12 protein-coding genes are annotated in these 15,461 nt (G+C 34.6%); 6 read left to right on the top strand and 6 right to left on the bottom strand.

The annotated features are described in order from the left end of the window. Positions 1-36 precede the first annotated feature (36 nt). Positions 37-1,278, bottom strand: coding sequence for a sugar ABC transporter substrate-binding protein (locus MHI39_RS04755; RefSeq protein ID WP_342540794.1), 1,242 nt, complete (start codon positions 1,276-1,278; stop codon positions 37-39). A gap of 422 nt (positions 1,279-1,700) precedes the next feature. Next, complete coding sequence (locus MHI39_RS04750) at positions 1,701-2,003, bottom strand: anti-repressor SinI family protein (RefSeq protein ID WP_342540793.1); 303 nt, start codon at positions 2,001-2,003, stop codon at positions 1,701-1,703. A 317-nt stretch (positions 2,004-2,320) separates the two neighbouring features. Between MHI39_RS04750 and MHI39_RS04745 the strand changes: the two genes are divergently transcribed. Beyond that, positions 2,321-4,177 (top strand): FAD-dependent oxidoreductase, encoded by a 1,857-nt coding sequence (locus MHI39_RS04745; RefSeq protein ID WP_342540792.1) that lies wholly within the window; start codon positions 2,321-2,323, stop codon positions 4,175-4,177. 305 nt (positions 4,178-4,482) lie between these two features. Here the strand turns inward: MHI39_RS04745 and MHI39_RS04740 are convergent, their stop codons facing one another. Beyond that, the gene (locus MHI39_RS04740) at positions 4,483-5,937 is read right to left on the bottom strand and encodes a methyl-accepting chemotaxis protein (protein ID WP_342540791.1); all 1,455 of its coding nucleotides are present in this window, start codon (positions 5,935-5,937) and stop codon (positions 4,483-4,485) included. Between the two features lie 194 nt (positions 5,938-6,131). Here MHI39_RS04740 and MHI39_RS04735 point away from each other — a divergent pair, with 194 nt between their 5' ends. The 5 genes from MHI39_RS04735 to MHI39_RS04715 all read left to right on the top strand — a co-directional run bounded on the left by MHI39_RS04735 (position 6,132) and on the right by MHI39_RS04715 (position 11,338). Beyond that, positions 6,132-6,878 carry a histidine kinase gene (locus MHI39_RS04735; RefSeq protein WP_180211977.1) on the top strand — a complete coding sequence of 249 codons (747 nt, stop codon included), beginning with the start codon at positions 6,132-6,134 and terminating at the stop codon, positions 6,876-6,878. Then, the gene (locus tag MHI39_RS04730; protein WP_058004881.1) at positions 6,875-7,576 is read left to right on the top strand and encodes a response regulator; all 702 of its coding nucleotides are present in this window, start codon (positions 6,875-6,877) and stop codon (positions 7,574-7,576) included. Before MHI39_RS04735 ends, MHI39_RS04730 begins: the two co-directional genes overlap by 4 nt. Next, positions 7,569-8,942 (top strand): hypothetical protein, encoded by a 1,374-nt coding sequence (locus tag MHI39_RS04725; RefSeq protein ID WP_078110563.1) that lies wholly within the window; start codon positions 7,569-7,571, stop codon positions 8,940-8,942. The genes MHI39_RS04730 and MHI39_RS04725 overlap by 8 nt, the downstream gene beginning before the upstream one ends. A 111-nt stretch (positions 8,943-9,053) precedes the next feature. Beyond that, positions 9,054-9,959 carry an acetamidase/formamidase family protein gene (locus MHI39_RS04720; protein WP_342540790.1) on the top strand — a complete coding sequence of 302 codons (906 nt, stop codon included), beginning with the start codon at positions 9,054-9,056 and terminating at the stop codon, positions 9,957-9,959. Positions 9,960-9,970: 11 nt separating this feature from the next. Then, entirely contained in the window at positions 9,971-11,338 is a 1,368-nt protein-coding gene (locus tag MHI39_RS04715; RefSeq protein WP_342540789.1) for an APC family permease, read from the top strand. Positions 11,339-11,455: 117 nt separating this feature from the next. Here the strand turns inward: MHI39_RS04715 and MHI39_RS04710 are convergent, their stop codons facing one another. The 3 genes from MHI39_RS04710 to MHI39_RS04700 form a co-directional block, all read right to left on the bottom strand. Continuing rightward, entirely contained in the window at positions 11,456-12,394 is a 939-nt protein-coding gene (locus MHI39_RS04710) for an LD-carboxypeptidase (protein ID WP_071975333.1), read from the bottom strand. Between the two features lie 127 nt (positions 12,395-12,521). Continuing rightward, positions 12,522-13,319 (bottom strand): M55 family metallopeptidase, encoded by a 798-nt coding sequence (locus MHI39_RS04705; protein ID WP_071975256.1) that lies wholly within the window; start codon positions 13,317-13,319, stop codon positions 12,522-12,524. A 458-nt stretch (positions 13,320-13,777) separates the two neighbouring features. Further along, positions 13,778-15,385 (bottom strand): peptide ABC transporter substrate-binding protein, encoded by a 1,608-nt coding sequence (locus MHI39_RS04700; RefSeq protein WP_071975257.1) that lies wholly within the window; start codon positions 15,383-15,385, stop codon positions 13,778-13,780. Positions 15,386-15,461 lie beyond the last annotated feature (76 nt).

The raw sequence follows: 15,461 nt of genomic DNA, 5'->3' as shown, positions 1-15,461 counted from the left end.
AGATTCCGTTTTCGGATTCTTCCCTTTCTAAAATGGTTACTTTTTATTAAGGATCTTATTTCCTTCTTCCGTTAATTTCTTTGTAGCATCCTCTACACTTTCATCGCCACTCCAAGCATTTTTAAGGATTTTTGTTTCGGCATCCCATAATGCTCCTGTATTTTCGACACTTGGTAGTGGGTGAGCATACTCTGACCCATCAATAAATGCTTGTAAATTTAATGTATCGACAGATTTCAACCATGCATCCTGTGTTCCATTGAAAGCAGGGATGACTGTTCCTGTTTCTGCAAATATTTCTGCTGCTTCTTTTGATCCTAGGAATTTAACAAACTCCCAAGCCTCTTTTTGATGTTTAGAGTTCTTCGCAATAACATTACCCAAGCCATGAATACTCACAGCTCTTTCCTTTCCTTGCGGAAGAACAGCTACGTCTAAATCCTGATTTGTTTTATACTCAGGAACCATCCATGGTCCATCAAACATCATCGCTATTTTTCCCGATATCATCATGTCAGATGGCTTCGTTTCTTCCATTTGTGCAGGAGTTGGCGATAGACCTTCTTCTATGAAACTAATATTATATTTAATTGCTTCAACTGCTTCTGGCTCAGAAAATCCAACCGATTGATTATCATCTGAAACGACATAGCCGCCATTTTGCCAAATTAAATCATAATAACCACCTTGATTTCCCATCAATGCAGCAAATCCATAAATCCCCTTTTCCTTATTCGTCAGTTTTTTTGCTGCTTCCTTCAACTTATTCCAATCCCAGTTTTCATCAGGATATGGGATACCTGCCTCATCGAAAAGCTTCTTGTTGTACCATAATCCAGTCGTGTCAAAGTCCTTTGGAACACCATAAATCTTATCCTCAACTGTATATAAATTAACAAGAGATTCTGGATAATTATTCATATCAAATTGATCCTTCTTAATGAAATCATCTAATGGTTGAAGAACTTTCCCCATTGCATATTGTGCAATATGTGGCCCATTCATCCAAAGTACATCTGGTAAAGCTCCACCTGTAGCTGCAGTTTCAAGCTTTTGAAAATATTGCTTATACGGTGTTAACTCCAGCTTCACCTTAATATTAGGATTTTTTTCATTAAATTTCTTAATGATTTCTTCAATAGCTGGAACTTGGTTTTTGTCCCATAACCCATAGCGAATTTCTACTTTTCCATCCTTTGTAGACGCCTTTTCGCCTGAACATCCTGCCATCACAAAGATCAGTATGAACATTGTCAATCCTAAGAAAAGCTTTTTCAATGATATTACCCCCTTATTGAACGCTTTTTTACTTAATTAGTTATAATGATGTCATTACCAGATTGATTGAAAGCGAATACATTTAATAATACTTTCATCGAACCTCCCTTTTTTAACATATCAACATGATGTCATTACCAGTTGAAAGTATTATACCATCGTGAAATAAAAAAGAAAATATCAATTTTAATTTTTCCAAAAATATTGAATAGTTGCCGAGTTTTCCAAGACTATTTCGTATAGTTTATTGTTATGGTAAAAGCCCTACTGCCAGCTTCTTCCACCTAGGATTTCACACGTTCTTATGAAGGATTAGCGGCTCTTTTCTCAATCAAATGAAGAGACTTATCATTCTTCACCTACATAGCAACATGTTTGAGAAAAGAGCTGTTGAAAAATGCAAACTGGGATCAAGACGATTCTTATATCCCAACCTTCATCATATGATTTCGTAACTTTAATAGTAAGTCTAATTTAATTTCAATACGTGTCATTCTTTTTTCTAATGACTCACATTCTATTTCTTTATTAAGAACACCTTTATCCGTTTTTACATCTGGTAATAATGTTTGGTAATAGATTCCTAGATTAGCAGAATCCAATTTTTGCTCTTTTTTCTTGCTTCTATTTATAAATTCTCTTATTTCTTGAGTGGATAATCCTATTTTTTTTGCTTCAGCAATTAAATCAAACCATTCCTGATCATATTCTTTTATCCCCACCATTACCATTCCCTCCTCTATTAAGTTCTTAATAAAGAACAATTTAACTCTATACCATTTTACCTATATTTTCAACCATTTATTTCAATATTCGATTATTTGAAAAACCTTTCTTTATATGTTTTTTAATCTAATCTTGGTATGAAAATTAATTAGTTTTCGTACATAATGTGAAAATTAAGATTTAATGAAAGACGTTTTGTAATGACGCCTTGAAAATTCATGTTTAACCATGTATCGTAGACTTATTAATAGAAAAAAGTCGAGAACGGTCAGATTCTGACCCTTCTTCTAACTAAAATGGATAAAGGACGGAAAACATGAAAAATAAAAAGCTTTGGATAACAACGGGTTTTAGTCTTTTCATCTTGGTATTTATCTTCGTCGCAACCCAATTGATACAGCATAAAAACAATAGTCAACAGAATAATAGTCTTAGCTACCAGCAGCCTAAACTAAAGAAAACGTATGATGTCATTGTTGTAGGTGGAGAACCCGAAGGCGTAGCAGCAGCTGTAGCGGCTGCACGAAATGGTTCAAAAACATTATTAATTGAAAAACGTGATGGTTTGGGTGGCCTTTTTACATACGGAATGCTCAATTTCCTTGATATTGGAAAAGATATGAACAATGAACCAGTCAATGCTGGAATTTTCAAGGAATGGCATAACCTCGTAGGAAATCAATCGGCATTCGATATCAAAGATGCAAAGGCAGCTTTTATGAAGCTGGTTAAAAACGAGCCTAATCTTACACTTGCTCTAGAAACTGATGTCGTTTCCGTAATTAAAGATGGAAACAAATTAACTGGACTAAAAATTAAAGACTATCAAAATAAAGAAAAAGAAATCCATGCACAAAGATTCATAGATTCCACGAAGGATGCCGACTTAGCTGTAATGGCCGGAACCCCATATTTTACAGGTGGAGAAGATATCGGATTTAAAAACAGAAAAATGTCCGTCACCCTCATGATCCATTTAAAGGATGTTGATTGGGAAGGAATTAAGCGTGCCTCAAAGGATGGCGTATTTGGCGGTGGAACAGTCTACAATAATACAGCATGGGGATATAGTGATCTCCATACAGCTTATAAACCATCAAATGCACAAACCCGACTTCGTGGATTAAATATTGCTAAACAAAAAGATGGTAGTGTCTACATTAATGCCTTACAAATTTTTGGTGTAGATGGTTTAAATGAAGAATCAAAGAAGGAAGCATTAAATATTGGAAAAAATGAAACGAAGCACATTGTTAAATTTCTAAATGAGCATTTTCCTGGTTTTGAACAGGCTAAAATAGCTAGCTACCCTTCTGAATTATATATAAGAGAAACTAGACATATTAAAGCAGAGTATCAATTACCAATGTCAGACCTGTGGGAAAATCGAGATCATTGGGATAGTATTGCTTTAGGTGGATATCCTGTGGATATTCAAGCAACATCAACTGCAGATTACGGCTATGTTCTCGCAGTACCTACTCAATATGCGATCCCATTTAGATCACTCGTTCCATTAAAAATTGATGGATTACTAATCGCAAGTAAGGCTGCGGGATATGATTCATTAGCTGCAGGAAGTGCACGTGTAGTTCCGACCGGAATGTCAGTTGCCCAAGCGGCTGGAGTTGCCTCAGCCATGTCCATCGAACATCAAATTAATTTTAGAGAAATGAGCAAGGATAAATCACTTATCACTACCCTTCAGAAAAAGCTAAAAAATCAAGGGGCACATTTATTCCATTTTGAATTGGATTATCCTTATCAAAATGAATGGTACTATCCAGCCATTAAAAAGCTGTTAAGCCTTGGTGTAATAAAAGGTGGCTATGAAAATAAACTCCCGGTCGATGAACCGATGATTAATGATGATTTTGTACGAATCATCAGTGCAATTGAAAGGGTCTTCCCCCATAAAGGAGTAGAAAATGTAAACGAAGTTACATCCCTACTAACCGATAAAGATAAGACTTTAACTAGAGATCAGGCAGCGCAATTAATATTAAAAGCAATCGGTATAGATTGTTTAGAAAATGAAGCATGGCAAAAGGCTATAGAGTTGGGAATCGTTGATAAGACATTAAATCAACGGTTACCGGAAAATCGTGAAATCCTTACAAGTGAAGGATACCAACTCTTCTATTTACTTTTTAAACAAGGGAAGAACTATTAATACTGTTTCTATTTACAAAAGTAAAATATCTACCAATCAAAAAGCGGGGACGTCTATTTCAGACATGCCCCGCTTATTTTTGTTTAGATAGTTTTCGTATTTTTACTTGCTTTTTAAAAAGATCTATTTTCTCTTTTCCAACTAATAAAAAGGTTTTAGCATTCTTTATGAAGTTCTTCAACCTCTTTTTATTTGTTAAAACATTACTTAAATAGCAACAATTCATGAGAAAAGAGCCTTTGTTTTAAGTTAACACTCCATGTTCACTTTTTTCGATCAATAATTCTAAGTGTCAAGCCCATTACCTATTGCAGCTTATGTATTGCCTCATTTGTTTCAACAATTAAACGATTAAGCACTGCATTTCTTTCTGTCTGACTTTGTACGGTTGCAGAAACCTCTTCTAAAGATGCAGAGGCTTGTTCGAGAACTGCGGCAAACTCATTCATTGTTCGATCAATCGAGCTTGTATCTTCTCCTATTTGATTAGCAACAGTAGAGAACGCATATACTTCACTACTTAAACGTTGGATAGCCCCTTCAATTTCACTAAAGATTGTGGTTGTGAGCTCTGTTTCCTTAATATTTTCTTCCATTTTCATTGCGATTTGCTGCATTTGTAATTGAGTTCCTTCATTACTCATATTAATTTGGTTCAAGCTTGTTGACACTTCATTCGCTGTTTTTTCAGTTGTTTCAGCAAGTTTCCGAATCTCTTGAGCAACCACTGAAAATCCTTTTCCTGCTTCTCCAGCTCTTGCCGCTTCAATAGAAGCATTTAAGGCTAATAAATTTGTTTGTGAATTTATTTGTTGTATAGATTCTAAGGATTTCAATGATTGACTTACATTACCGCTTAATTGAGTCAATTCATAAGTCATTTTACTAATAAACTGTTTAAACTCTTTCATCTGAGTATGTAATTTTTGCGATTGTTCACGCCCTTGTACCGATTTACTATTGGTTAGACTAGATTGCTCGGTGATCTCTTCTACCTTTTCAATCATATTGACAACCATTGTATTCGTATTCTCGACTGCTGCCAAAATATCACTAATTGAATCAGATTGAACTTGTGCTCCTTTTGCCACTTCTTGAATCGCCACATTCATTTCATATGTACTTTCATGATTCGTCTGAGATTGATTTTGAATCTCTGTTAAATTCTTTGCAATAATTTGTGTATTATCGACTAAAACCACTCTTTGTTGCTGTTCTTTTTGTAAACTCAACTGAACTTGATTCTGTAACTCATTTACACTTTTTTGCAGCTGATTGGATATTTTATTTTGGAAAAATAAAACAATAACAGCTAAAGCATACATCAACAATGAAAATTGCAGATTAGTATTTAATACATCCTGATTAACAATATAAAATGTAACTAAAATAACAGTACTTATAATGACTCCAACAGTAAAAACTATCTGATTTAAATAAAGAGCAGCAAATACTAATAAATAATAGATCAAAAAGATATTTTGATCAGTGGGGCTCATAAACATAATAAGTGCAACAACCAGTGATACACCGATTACAGAGAAATATGGTAATTGAAAGACAAGCTTTTTCGAAAAATGTAAGATTCCAATAATAGCAATAACAACTGCCCCACCGATTAAAGTAATAAGTGTTATCATTAACCCTGAGCCCAAAGCAAGATCTGCCGCAGTCCCTAATAAGACAGAAATGACAATCATAATGAATGATAGCTGATTCTTTTTCCGATAATTTTCATAGAGTACCGTTTGAATATCCAAGATGTTCTCTTCCTCTCAATCATGTTCAACTTCCTACTTTCATCATATGACAAAAGAATCAGACTTGTCTATTAGATTTTTAATCATATGATCTCCCATATATTTTTTTATATAGTACAATCAAATATAAAAACATCCTTTAAATCATTCATTAATAAAGTTGAATAACATGATTCATTAAGGAGTATTAAACTATGAGTAATACAATCTTCACGATCATTATACTTTCTAGCATTGGAACACCCATCGCGGGCTTCGTTATTCTACTTTTACTTAATTTTTTTGACCAAGAATTTGATTATCTTCAATTAGAAAATAAACAAATGAGAATGGAAAAAGAGATGCAGAGAATGGAATATTTACAACTTAGTCAACAAATCCACCCTCACTTTCTCTTCAATTCCCTCAATGCCATGTTATCACTAGGTAGATTAGGGAGAACTAAGGAGGTAGTCGAAGCAATGGAGGAATTTTCCCAATTTTTAAGATATAATTATACAGATAAAGAGCCATTAGTTCCTTTTTCTTATGAGTTGGAGCATACGAACCATTATATTGCGATACAGCAATTACGATTCGGATCTAAACTATCTGTTTCCTATCAAATAGATGTAACAGCAGTAAAAACAACACTGCCCCCATATATTCTTCAATCTTTTGTTGAGAACGCATTTAAACATGGTCTTGAGAATAAACCTGGGGATAAAATTTTAATGATAGAACTAAAAAGAGAAGGAAGTTGGGTACAATTAGCAGTCAAGGATAATGGCCCAAATGAAAGTATTACGCAAAATTGGAATCAAGGTATTGGATTAGCAAATATTCGAAAGAGACTGAAGCTCATTTTCGATTTGCGAACTTCCGTTATGATTAATCGAACAGATGGAATGACTGTTGTAACTGCTGAATGGCCCTATACACCTGGAGGAGAAAGCATATGAAAGTATTAATCATTGATGATGAATATTTAGAATTAGAACAATTAACATACCTAATTAATCAAAGATATCCTTCGTGGGATTTAGTAACCGCAGAAGATGCAGCGGCAGCAAAAAAATTTTTAAAGAAGGACAATTATCAACTAGCTTTAATCGATATACATATTCCTGGAGAAAACGGATTAGACCTATGTGCTTACATTAAGGAAAATTATGATACAGAATGTATCATGATAACGGCTTTTCAAGATTTTAATTATGCACGACAATCGATTAAGCTTCATGTGATGGATTATTTAATTAAGCCGATAATTGCTAAAGAACTATATCAAACTCTTGATCAATTCTTAGAATCTATTGGGGGAAATAAACTATCATCAGATATCCAGGAAGTATTACATATCATCCATCAACAGTATAATAAAAAGCTTTCTCTCCCCCATCTAGCAGAACATATTCATGTAAGCCCAACCTATCTTAGTAAGAAGTTTAAAGAAGAAAAAAAAGAAAATTTCCAGGAATATCTCGTAAGATACCGGGTGGAAAAAGCAAAAGAACTAATAAAATCGGCTCCTCACCTTCCAATGGGAATAATAGCTGAAAGAACTGGATTTTCTAGTCAAAATCATTTAAGTTCGTCTTTCAAAAAGATAACCCACTTATCCCCAAGTGAATATAAGGATGCACTAGGAAATGTTTGATTGGTTTCTTATTTTATGTGTTACCACCACGATTATTATTTATAGCTTGGACCATGTCGTTAATGATTCAAATATTCATCATTATTTTAGAACGAGTGAACCGTTAGGGATAAAAAAAGGAACAGTACTAGTATGGGGAACCTTCTTTTCTGCTTGGATTGTAACCCTAACACTCTATTCGACTATCAATTTCGGTCTTGGAATGAGTACATTATTTGTATTAATCATTTTTCTTCTTTACTACTTCCTATTAGCAAAGCTTGTCCCGTATATTAGGAATGAAAATGATGGGACATACGGTTTAGAGGACTTATATCGGAATCGGTTTTCAAATCAATTAGGAAGAATAGGAGCCACTTGCTTATTAGCAATTGCTAATCTCGATGGGTTAATTATTCAACCAGCGCTTGCAGGCTGGTTATATGGTAAATGGTTTAATAAAAGTCCATTTATCTTTTTAATCATACTGTTTATTTTTATTATTATTCTTGGTGGACTAGGTGGTATGAATGTCTTTACAAGATCAACCTGGCTTCTTTTATTAATTGGCGGATGCTCACTCATATACTTGCCTTTACACACCTATTTAGGTAGGGGGATCCACCAAGTATTTTATGACTATCAGGAATGGAGTAAAAGATTACATCCAACAATTGATGATGGCCTGTTTTTCTTAATGGTTATGATTATCCTTGGAATAGGAAAGTTATCTACCAGTCTAATATTTTGGCGAAATATGTTTTCAATTAAAAAATCCTATTATTCTATAACCATTAAATTAGGAATATTAGGTAGTTTGTCCATTCCACTATCCTTACTCGCCTTTTTTACCTATGAAGTAACTAAATATCAGGAATTAGAATTAAGCTCCCTATTTAACATTCTTGTCCATCATGAATCCTATTTAATCATACAATTGGCCATTCTTATTTGGTTAGTAGGGTTAGCACAGTCTGGATTCAATTCACTTTACTCTATAACAGCGCTATTCTATTCACAATTTGAAAAAAAAGAAAGAAGCATACGTTTAATATATATGACCTCAGTCATAATTGGAGGGGTTTCACTAATCCTGGCATGTCTGTTTATCTCTTACGCACTTGAAGCGATTCAATTTTATTTATTATTCCTATCTTCAACAGCTTTTCCATGCATGGCCATTTTGTTCAAAAAACAAAAGCTGAATCCATGGATTTTTTATATTATTTTTATGAGTTTCTTATTCTCTTGTGTAGCCTGGATAATAACGAATAATTTTAACACTTACTTTTTACTATCAGTGGGAATCTCATCGGGATTAGCCTTATTTATTTATTTTTTTGTACGGACAAATCGTGAAAATCACATTGATTCTCTAATGGACTAATTTAATTTTTCGATTAATTATCAAAATTATATAAAATATTTGCAAGATTATATAAATCTCCCCTTTTACTATTCTTTATAATGAGAGAAAAAGTAAAGGGGCTGTTTTTATATGAGTACCATTTTAGATAAAAAATCTTATATCTACGAGATGAGTGCAAAACATGAGCCAGTGTTAAAGGTACAATCAGGTGAAACGGTTGAAATTGAAACCTATGATTGTTTCTTAAATCAAATTCAATCTGATGATACGCCTTACAATAGTATTGATTGGTCACAAATTAATCCTGCAACTGGTCCAATCTATATTGATAATGCAGAACCAGGTGATATTTTAAAAGTATCAATTGATCGCATTCAATTAGATGAAAAAGGAGTTATGGCTACTGGCCCTGATCTTGGTGTTATGGGGCATCGAATTAATGATTTTACAATCAAAATCGTCCCTATTGAAAACAATGAAGCTGTTTTTAATGAGAAGATAGCTCTCCCACTTAATCCAATGATCGGTGTGATTGGTGTTGCACCAAATGAAGGAGAAATTTCTTGTGGTACTCCTGGTGATCATGGTGGGAACATGGATACAACCTTAATCGCAGAAGGGGCTACCTTGTATTTTCCCGTTTTTCATAAAGGAGCTTTATTTTCATTAGGTGATGTACATGCAGCCATGGGCGATGGAGAGGTGTGTGTATCTGGTATTGAGATCCCTGCAAAGGTGACAGTAACCTTAGAGGTAATCAAAGATCAAAGCTTATCTGTTCCAGTAGTAGAAACATCCGATAGTTTTGCCTTTCTTGTTTCAAAGGAATCACTCGACGAAGCAGCAGATACAGCGGTAGAAAAAATGGTCGATTATTTGTTAGAACGTACAGATTATAGTGTTGAAGAATTAACGATGCTCTTAAGTGCTGCAGGTCATGTTCAAGTTAGTCAAATAGTGGATCCACTAAAAACAGCTCGTTGCTTATTATCCAAATCAGTACTTCAAAAATTGGGAATCCATAAGATATTCTAGGAGGAGTTATGATGGGTGAAAAATTACGAAAAGCAAGCTCAAGCACTATTTTAAATTCAGCTCCTTCTTTAAAACGTTCATTATCCTTTTGGGATTTACTTATTTATGGAATGGTGTTTATGGTACCCATTGCTCCATTTGGAATCTATGGTGTAGTAGCTCAAGGCTCAAATGGGATGGTGGCTCTCACTTACTTAATTGGAATGGTCGGCATGATTTTTACTGCATTAAGCTATGCACGTATGTCTGAAGCCTTTCCGATTGCAGGTTCCGTTTATTCCTATGCCCAGCGCGGCATTAATGATTCAGTAGGATTTATCGCAGGGTGGTTAATTCTTCTTGATTATGTATTTGTCCCTGCCCTTTTATACTTAGTAAGTGCAGCCGCATTAGGGGATATGCTACCAGAAGTGCCATCCTATTTATGGGTGATTATTTTTATTGCTATTAATACAGTGATTAATATTTTAGGTATAGAGTTTACAGCACGCGCGAACAAAATCATTGTCATTTTAGAATTAATCATCCTTGCTATCTTTGTAGCAGTAGGGGTTACAGCGATCATTAAAGGCATTAATGGAGCAGAGTTTACAATTAAACCTTTATACAATGATCGTGGTTTTAACATGAATGTCATTATGGGAGCTGTCTCTATCGCTGTACTTAGTTTTCTTGGTTTTGATGGCATTTCCACTTTGGCAGAAGAAACAAAGGATGGAGCAAAATCAATTGGGAAAGCATGTATATTCGCACTATTAACGGTTGGTTTCCTATTTATTATCCAAACATGGGTTGCCGCTCTTATCTGGCCTGACTATCAATCTTTTGCTAATCCAGATGTGGCATTCTATCAAATAGCTGAAATTGCTGGTGGTACATGGTTGAAAACATTAACCATTCTTGCTACTGCACTTTCATGGGGGATTGCTAACGCACTTGTCGCTCAGGCAGCCATCTCAAGAATCTTATTTAGTATGGCACGTGACAAAAAACTACCTTTCGTTCTATCGAAAATACATCCAAGGTTTAATACACCTTATATCAGTACACTATTCATTGCAGTAGTTTCATTAGTCGTTACTGGTATTTTCGCAGCACATATTGATAAATTATCTTCGGTTGTTAACTTCGGAGCCTTATCATCATTCTTATTTTTACATTTTTCCGTTGTTAATTATTTTATCCGTAAAAAGGGAAGTAAAGATTATTTACGACATTTATTTCTTCCTGCCATCGGTATTATTATCATCGGTTATGTGTGGATAAATCTTGATGAGACATCGAAGAAGCTTGGATTTATCTGGCTTGGTATAGGAATTATCTATCTCATTGCATTAAAATTAATGAAAAAAGATACCAATCTCGATTTGAATGGTTAATGAAAAAATCGTGGTAATGCTCAACCAAGCTAAGAAAATTTATCTTTTGATTTTCTTAGCTTGGTTGGAAAAAGGGAATGTCATAGTAAATTGACATTCCCTTTTTCAGCTATTTATCTACCCCCGCGTCGCACTCTCTACTATGGTCAGCGAACACTGATCCGCATCTAATACAGCCTCTACGCCAAGGGGAACAGTAATTTTTGGTTCACAATGTCCAATTTTAACATTATAAATGGTGGGTTTTCCAAATGGTACAATTAAGTCTTCAAATACCTCCATTAAGGTAAGACTTGGTTTCTCTGGATCTTTAGGGATACAGTTATTCCAATCTCCAATGATTACCCCGCTACAATCATGAAATTTACCAGCTAATCGCAACTGATTGAGCATTCCATCAACACGATACGGTTCTTCGTCTATATCTTCCAGTAATAGAAGCTTTCCTCTTGTGTCAATTTCATAATTTGTACCAATCGTTCCTGCAATGAGAGAAAGATTTCCTCCAATTATTGGGCCTGTCGCTTTTCCCATGACTAGTGACTTAATTTCTTCTCCAGGCGGATTCTCTATTATTCCTAGTGGATTAGGCGAAGTAATTGCTTGTAAAAAACTTTCTTTAGAGAAATGATCGAAATCCTTCAACATATCGGAAGCAGGCATCGGACCATGATAGGTAACTAAATGACATAGTTGGTTTAAGGCTATATGCATAGCAGTTATATCACTATAACCGAGGAATGTTTTAGGATTCTTTTGAATCATCTCATAGTCTAGCTGATTTAATATTCTAGGTGACCCATATCCTCCTCTTAAACATATAATTCCATCGATTTCAGGATTCGCAAACATGAGATTAACATCTCTTGCCCTGATCTCATCCTCGCCGGCCAAATATCCGTATTGGCTATGACAGCTTTCTCCAACAATTACTTGAAATCCGAATTCTTCAAGTAATTGAACCGATCGTTCAACCTCCTCAGGATGCCTCACTGGACTAGATGGAGCAATTAAGCCAATGGTATCACCTTTTTGCAATGCTATTGGTTTTTTCATCATTCTTCAACTCCTAATTAAATTACAAAAAACTATTTTGGTAATTTGATAAATGCCTTATAAAATCAAGACTCGCTCTTTTTCTATGTCCTATACTGCATCATATAACTGCATCCTAAAGAATATCTTACAAAACAAAGAACAAAAATTTTAATACATCTAAGTAATTGTATGAATTGTATTCGACAGTTTTCGGACCAGTCTGCTTTGCTCCAGGATAGAAAGAACCTTGATAAGCTTGGAAATGCTCTGTAAAAGCTATTTCTACTTTAAAATGTTCCGGTAACTCAATTGAATACTTTGATAAATCATCTTCTAGTACCACCTTTGCCTGATGATTAATTTCTTTTATCGCCAATTCTGGATGAATGGATATCGATGCATTGCCGATCCCTTCACTTATTTCAACTGTTTTAATATGAGGATTTAGTTTTTTAGCCTCCTCACATAGTTGTTTATCTCCAGAAATTAAAAGTACAGGGACATTAAATAATCCAGAGGTGTATGCATTAATTAAAAACTCACTAGCTATCTGACCATTTATTTTTACATACTCGTTTTTTGTATTCATTGTATGTGCAAGCGGGTTTCCATTTGTTCCCCCAGCTGAATGATATCCAATAAACATCACACCATCAAAGGTTTCATCTAATCCAGCCATCATCAAATAAGGATTTTTCGCCCAACCCCTCATTATTTTTACCTGTACAGGAAGTTTCGATGGGTCTAAATTTCTTGCAGTATTATGTGCATCTTTAATTAGGATATCTGTGTATCCTGCCTCAATAGCTGCCTCACAAGCAGCATTTACCTCCTTGGTCATCTGTTCTAAAAAGTATCTACTGAAAGGAGAAGATGTGTCTGTCTCCTCCCAATTGGCTATGCCAGCAACTCCTTCTATATCTGCACTTATAAATAATTTCAAAAGAAAATCCCCCTTTACTAATAATTGGAGCCTTCTCACATTTAAGCTCTTTACTAAAAGCTGTTTTGTATGTTGTTGCCTTTTATAAAAGCCAACTGTCAGCTTTTACATCTAATAGATTTCAGCGGTTCTTATTAAGTTGGTAGCCTTCTCAATGAAATGAAAGGTGTAGCGGTCTTCAGTCGATAATTATTAGATATAACTTTACTTAATAGCAACAATGTTTGAGAAAAGTGCTTTGCTATAACTTCGTTGCTTTGCTGCAAAACTCCTCTACTAATTTTTTATGACTGTATTCCTCTATCTATTTAATGATTATAGTAAGAATATGGAGCATATTTTTTTCAAACTGTATGCAATATACAACTGGATAAAATCTGTTGTGATTAGATTAATTTTTAGAGGCAAAAGCCTTTCATACAATAATGCATAATAAATCCTGCATCATCATCCTATTTTTATTCAATATGAGCATATTCAAAGTAGGTATGACCGATATAATTTTTCATTACACCTTTTATATTTGGTTTTACTAGATAAGAATCTTCATAAAAATAGATTGGAATAACAGGCATCTCATCCATTAGTATCTTTTCAGCTTTTGCATAGTTATCCATCCTCTTCTGTTGATCCACAATCTCTTTATTTTCTTTAAGCAAAGCATCATATTCTGCATTACTCCAGCGAACATCATCTGCTGCATTAATCGTTTCAAACAAAGTTAAATGTGTCATCGGATCTAAAAAGTCTCCTGTCCACCCATCCCTAGCAATATGGAAATTTCCCGCTTCTAACTCATCCCAATAAATTTTAGATTCAAGTGTCTTTATTGTGACTTCAACACCTAGATTTTCTTTCCACATGCTTTGGATAGCTTGAGCAATATCCTTATCTGATTGGCTAGCCATCGTTAAAAATTCAATTTCAGGCATGCCCTTTCCATCTGGATATCCTGCCTCCGCTAATAATTTCTTTGCCTCTTCTACATTTTCCTCGAACAAGTTTCCTACCACATCCCTATATTCCCTATCCGTTTGAACACCATGTGGCATTGCATATGGAACAAATCCATAGGCAGGCTTTTCAGTGGATTGCATGACATTTTTTACAATCTGTTCACGATTTAATGAAATACCAAATGCTTTTCTCACCTTAGGATCATCAAATGGTTTTTTTGTTGTATTAATATCAAAATAATAAACGCCGATTCGTGGAGCTGCTACATATTCATCCGTATCTTTATACTTTGCCAATGCTTCTTTGCTAAGATTATCCGAAACATCAATTTCATTATTCATATAAGCGGCAAGTTCAGCCTCCGGGGATTCTATAAAGACAATTTCTAATGTATCAATCTGAACCTTGTCAGCATCTAAGTAGTTTGGATTCTTTTTTAATACATATTTTTCTTTAGGTTTTATTTCTGTTAGAGTAAAAGGGCCAGTTGATAAGTAAGTTTTTGGTGATTTCGTCCAACTCTCTTTACCTTCAACAACATCCTTTCTCACAGGGTAATAGGAAGTAGCACAAAGTAAATTTAAGAAATACGTAGTAGGATTTTCCAAAGTGACTTCGAGTGTTTGATCATCTAAGGCTTTGACTCCTACCTCATCAGCTGTTGCTTTCCCTTCGTTATATGAAAGCCCGTTTTTTAAATAATACAAATCAAAAGCTGCACCCGAAGCAACTTCTGGATTCAAGACTCTTTTCCAAGAGTATTCAAAATCATGAGCAGTTACAGGTTTTCCATCACTCCATTTTGCATTTTTATTAATCTTGAACGTATATTTTGTCTGTGATTCATCCACCACGGTTTCCTCTGCTAAAGCGGGAACAGGCTTTCCGTCTGGACCGATCTTATAGAGTCCTCTAAATAAGTTTTGCATAACAATTGATGAGCGTGAATAAGTGTTAAGTGTGGGATCTAGTGTTTCTGGCTCATCAGGGAGTGCATAAATAATTTTTTTCTTGTCTTTATTATCTGTTTTTGAGCTTTCAGAGCTGCAACCTACAATGACCACAAACACAAAGAAAATCGTCAGCATTAACCTAAGTTTTCTTTTCATTTTCTTCCCCCCAAGAAAATATTGCAAAATTCTTCTATATAATCCTGCTTGAATAAAGCAGGGTGCATAAATAACC

Origin of the sequence: Heyndrickxia sp. FSL K6-6286, from assembly GCF_038630395.1 — a bacterium.
Taxonomy (GTDB): Bacteria; Bacillota; Bacilli; order Bacillales; family Bacillaceae_C; genus Heyndrickxia; species Heyndrickxia oleronia.
Note: the sequence above shows the minus strand (reverse complement) of the source record. Positions and strands in the feature narration are given on the sequence as shown.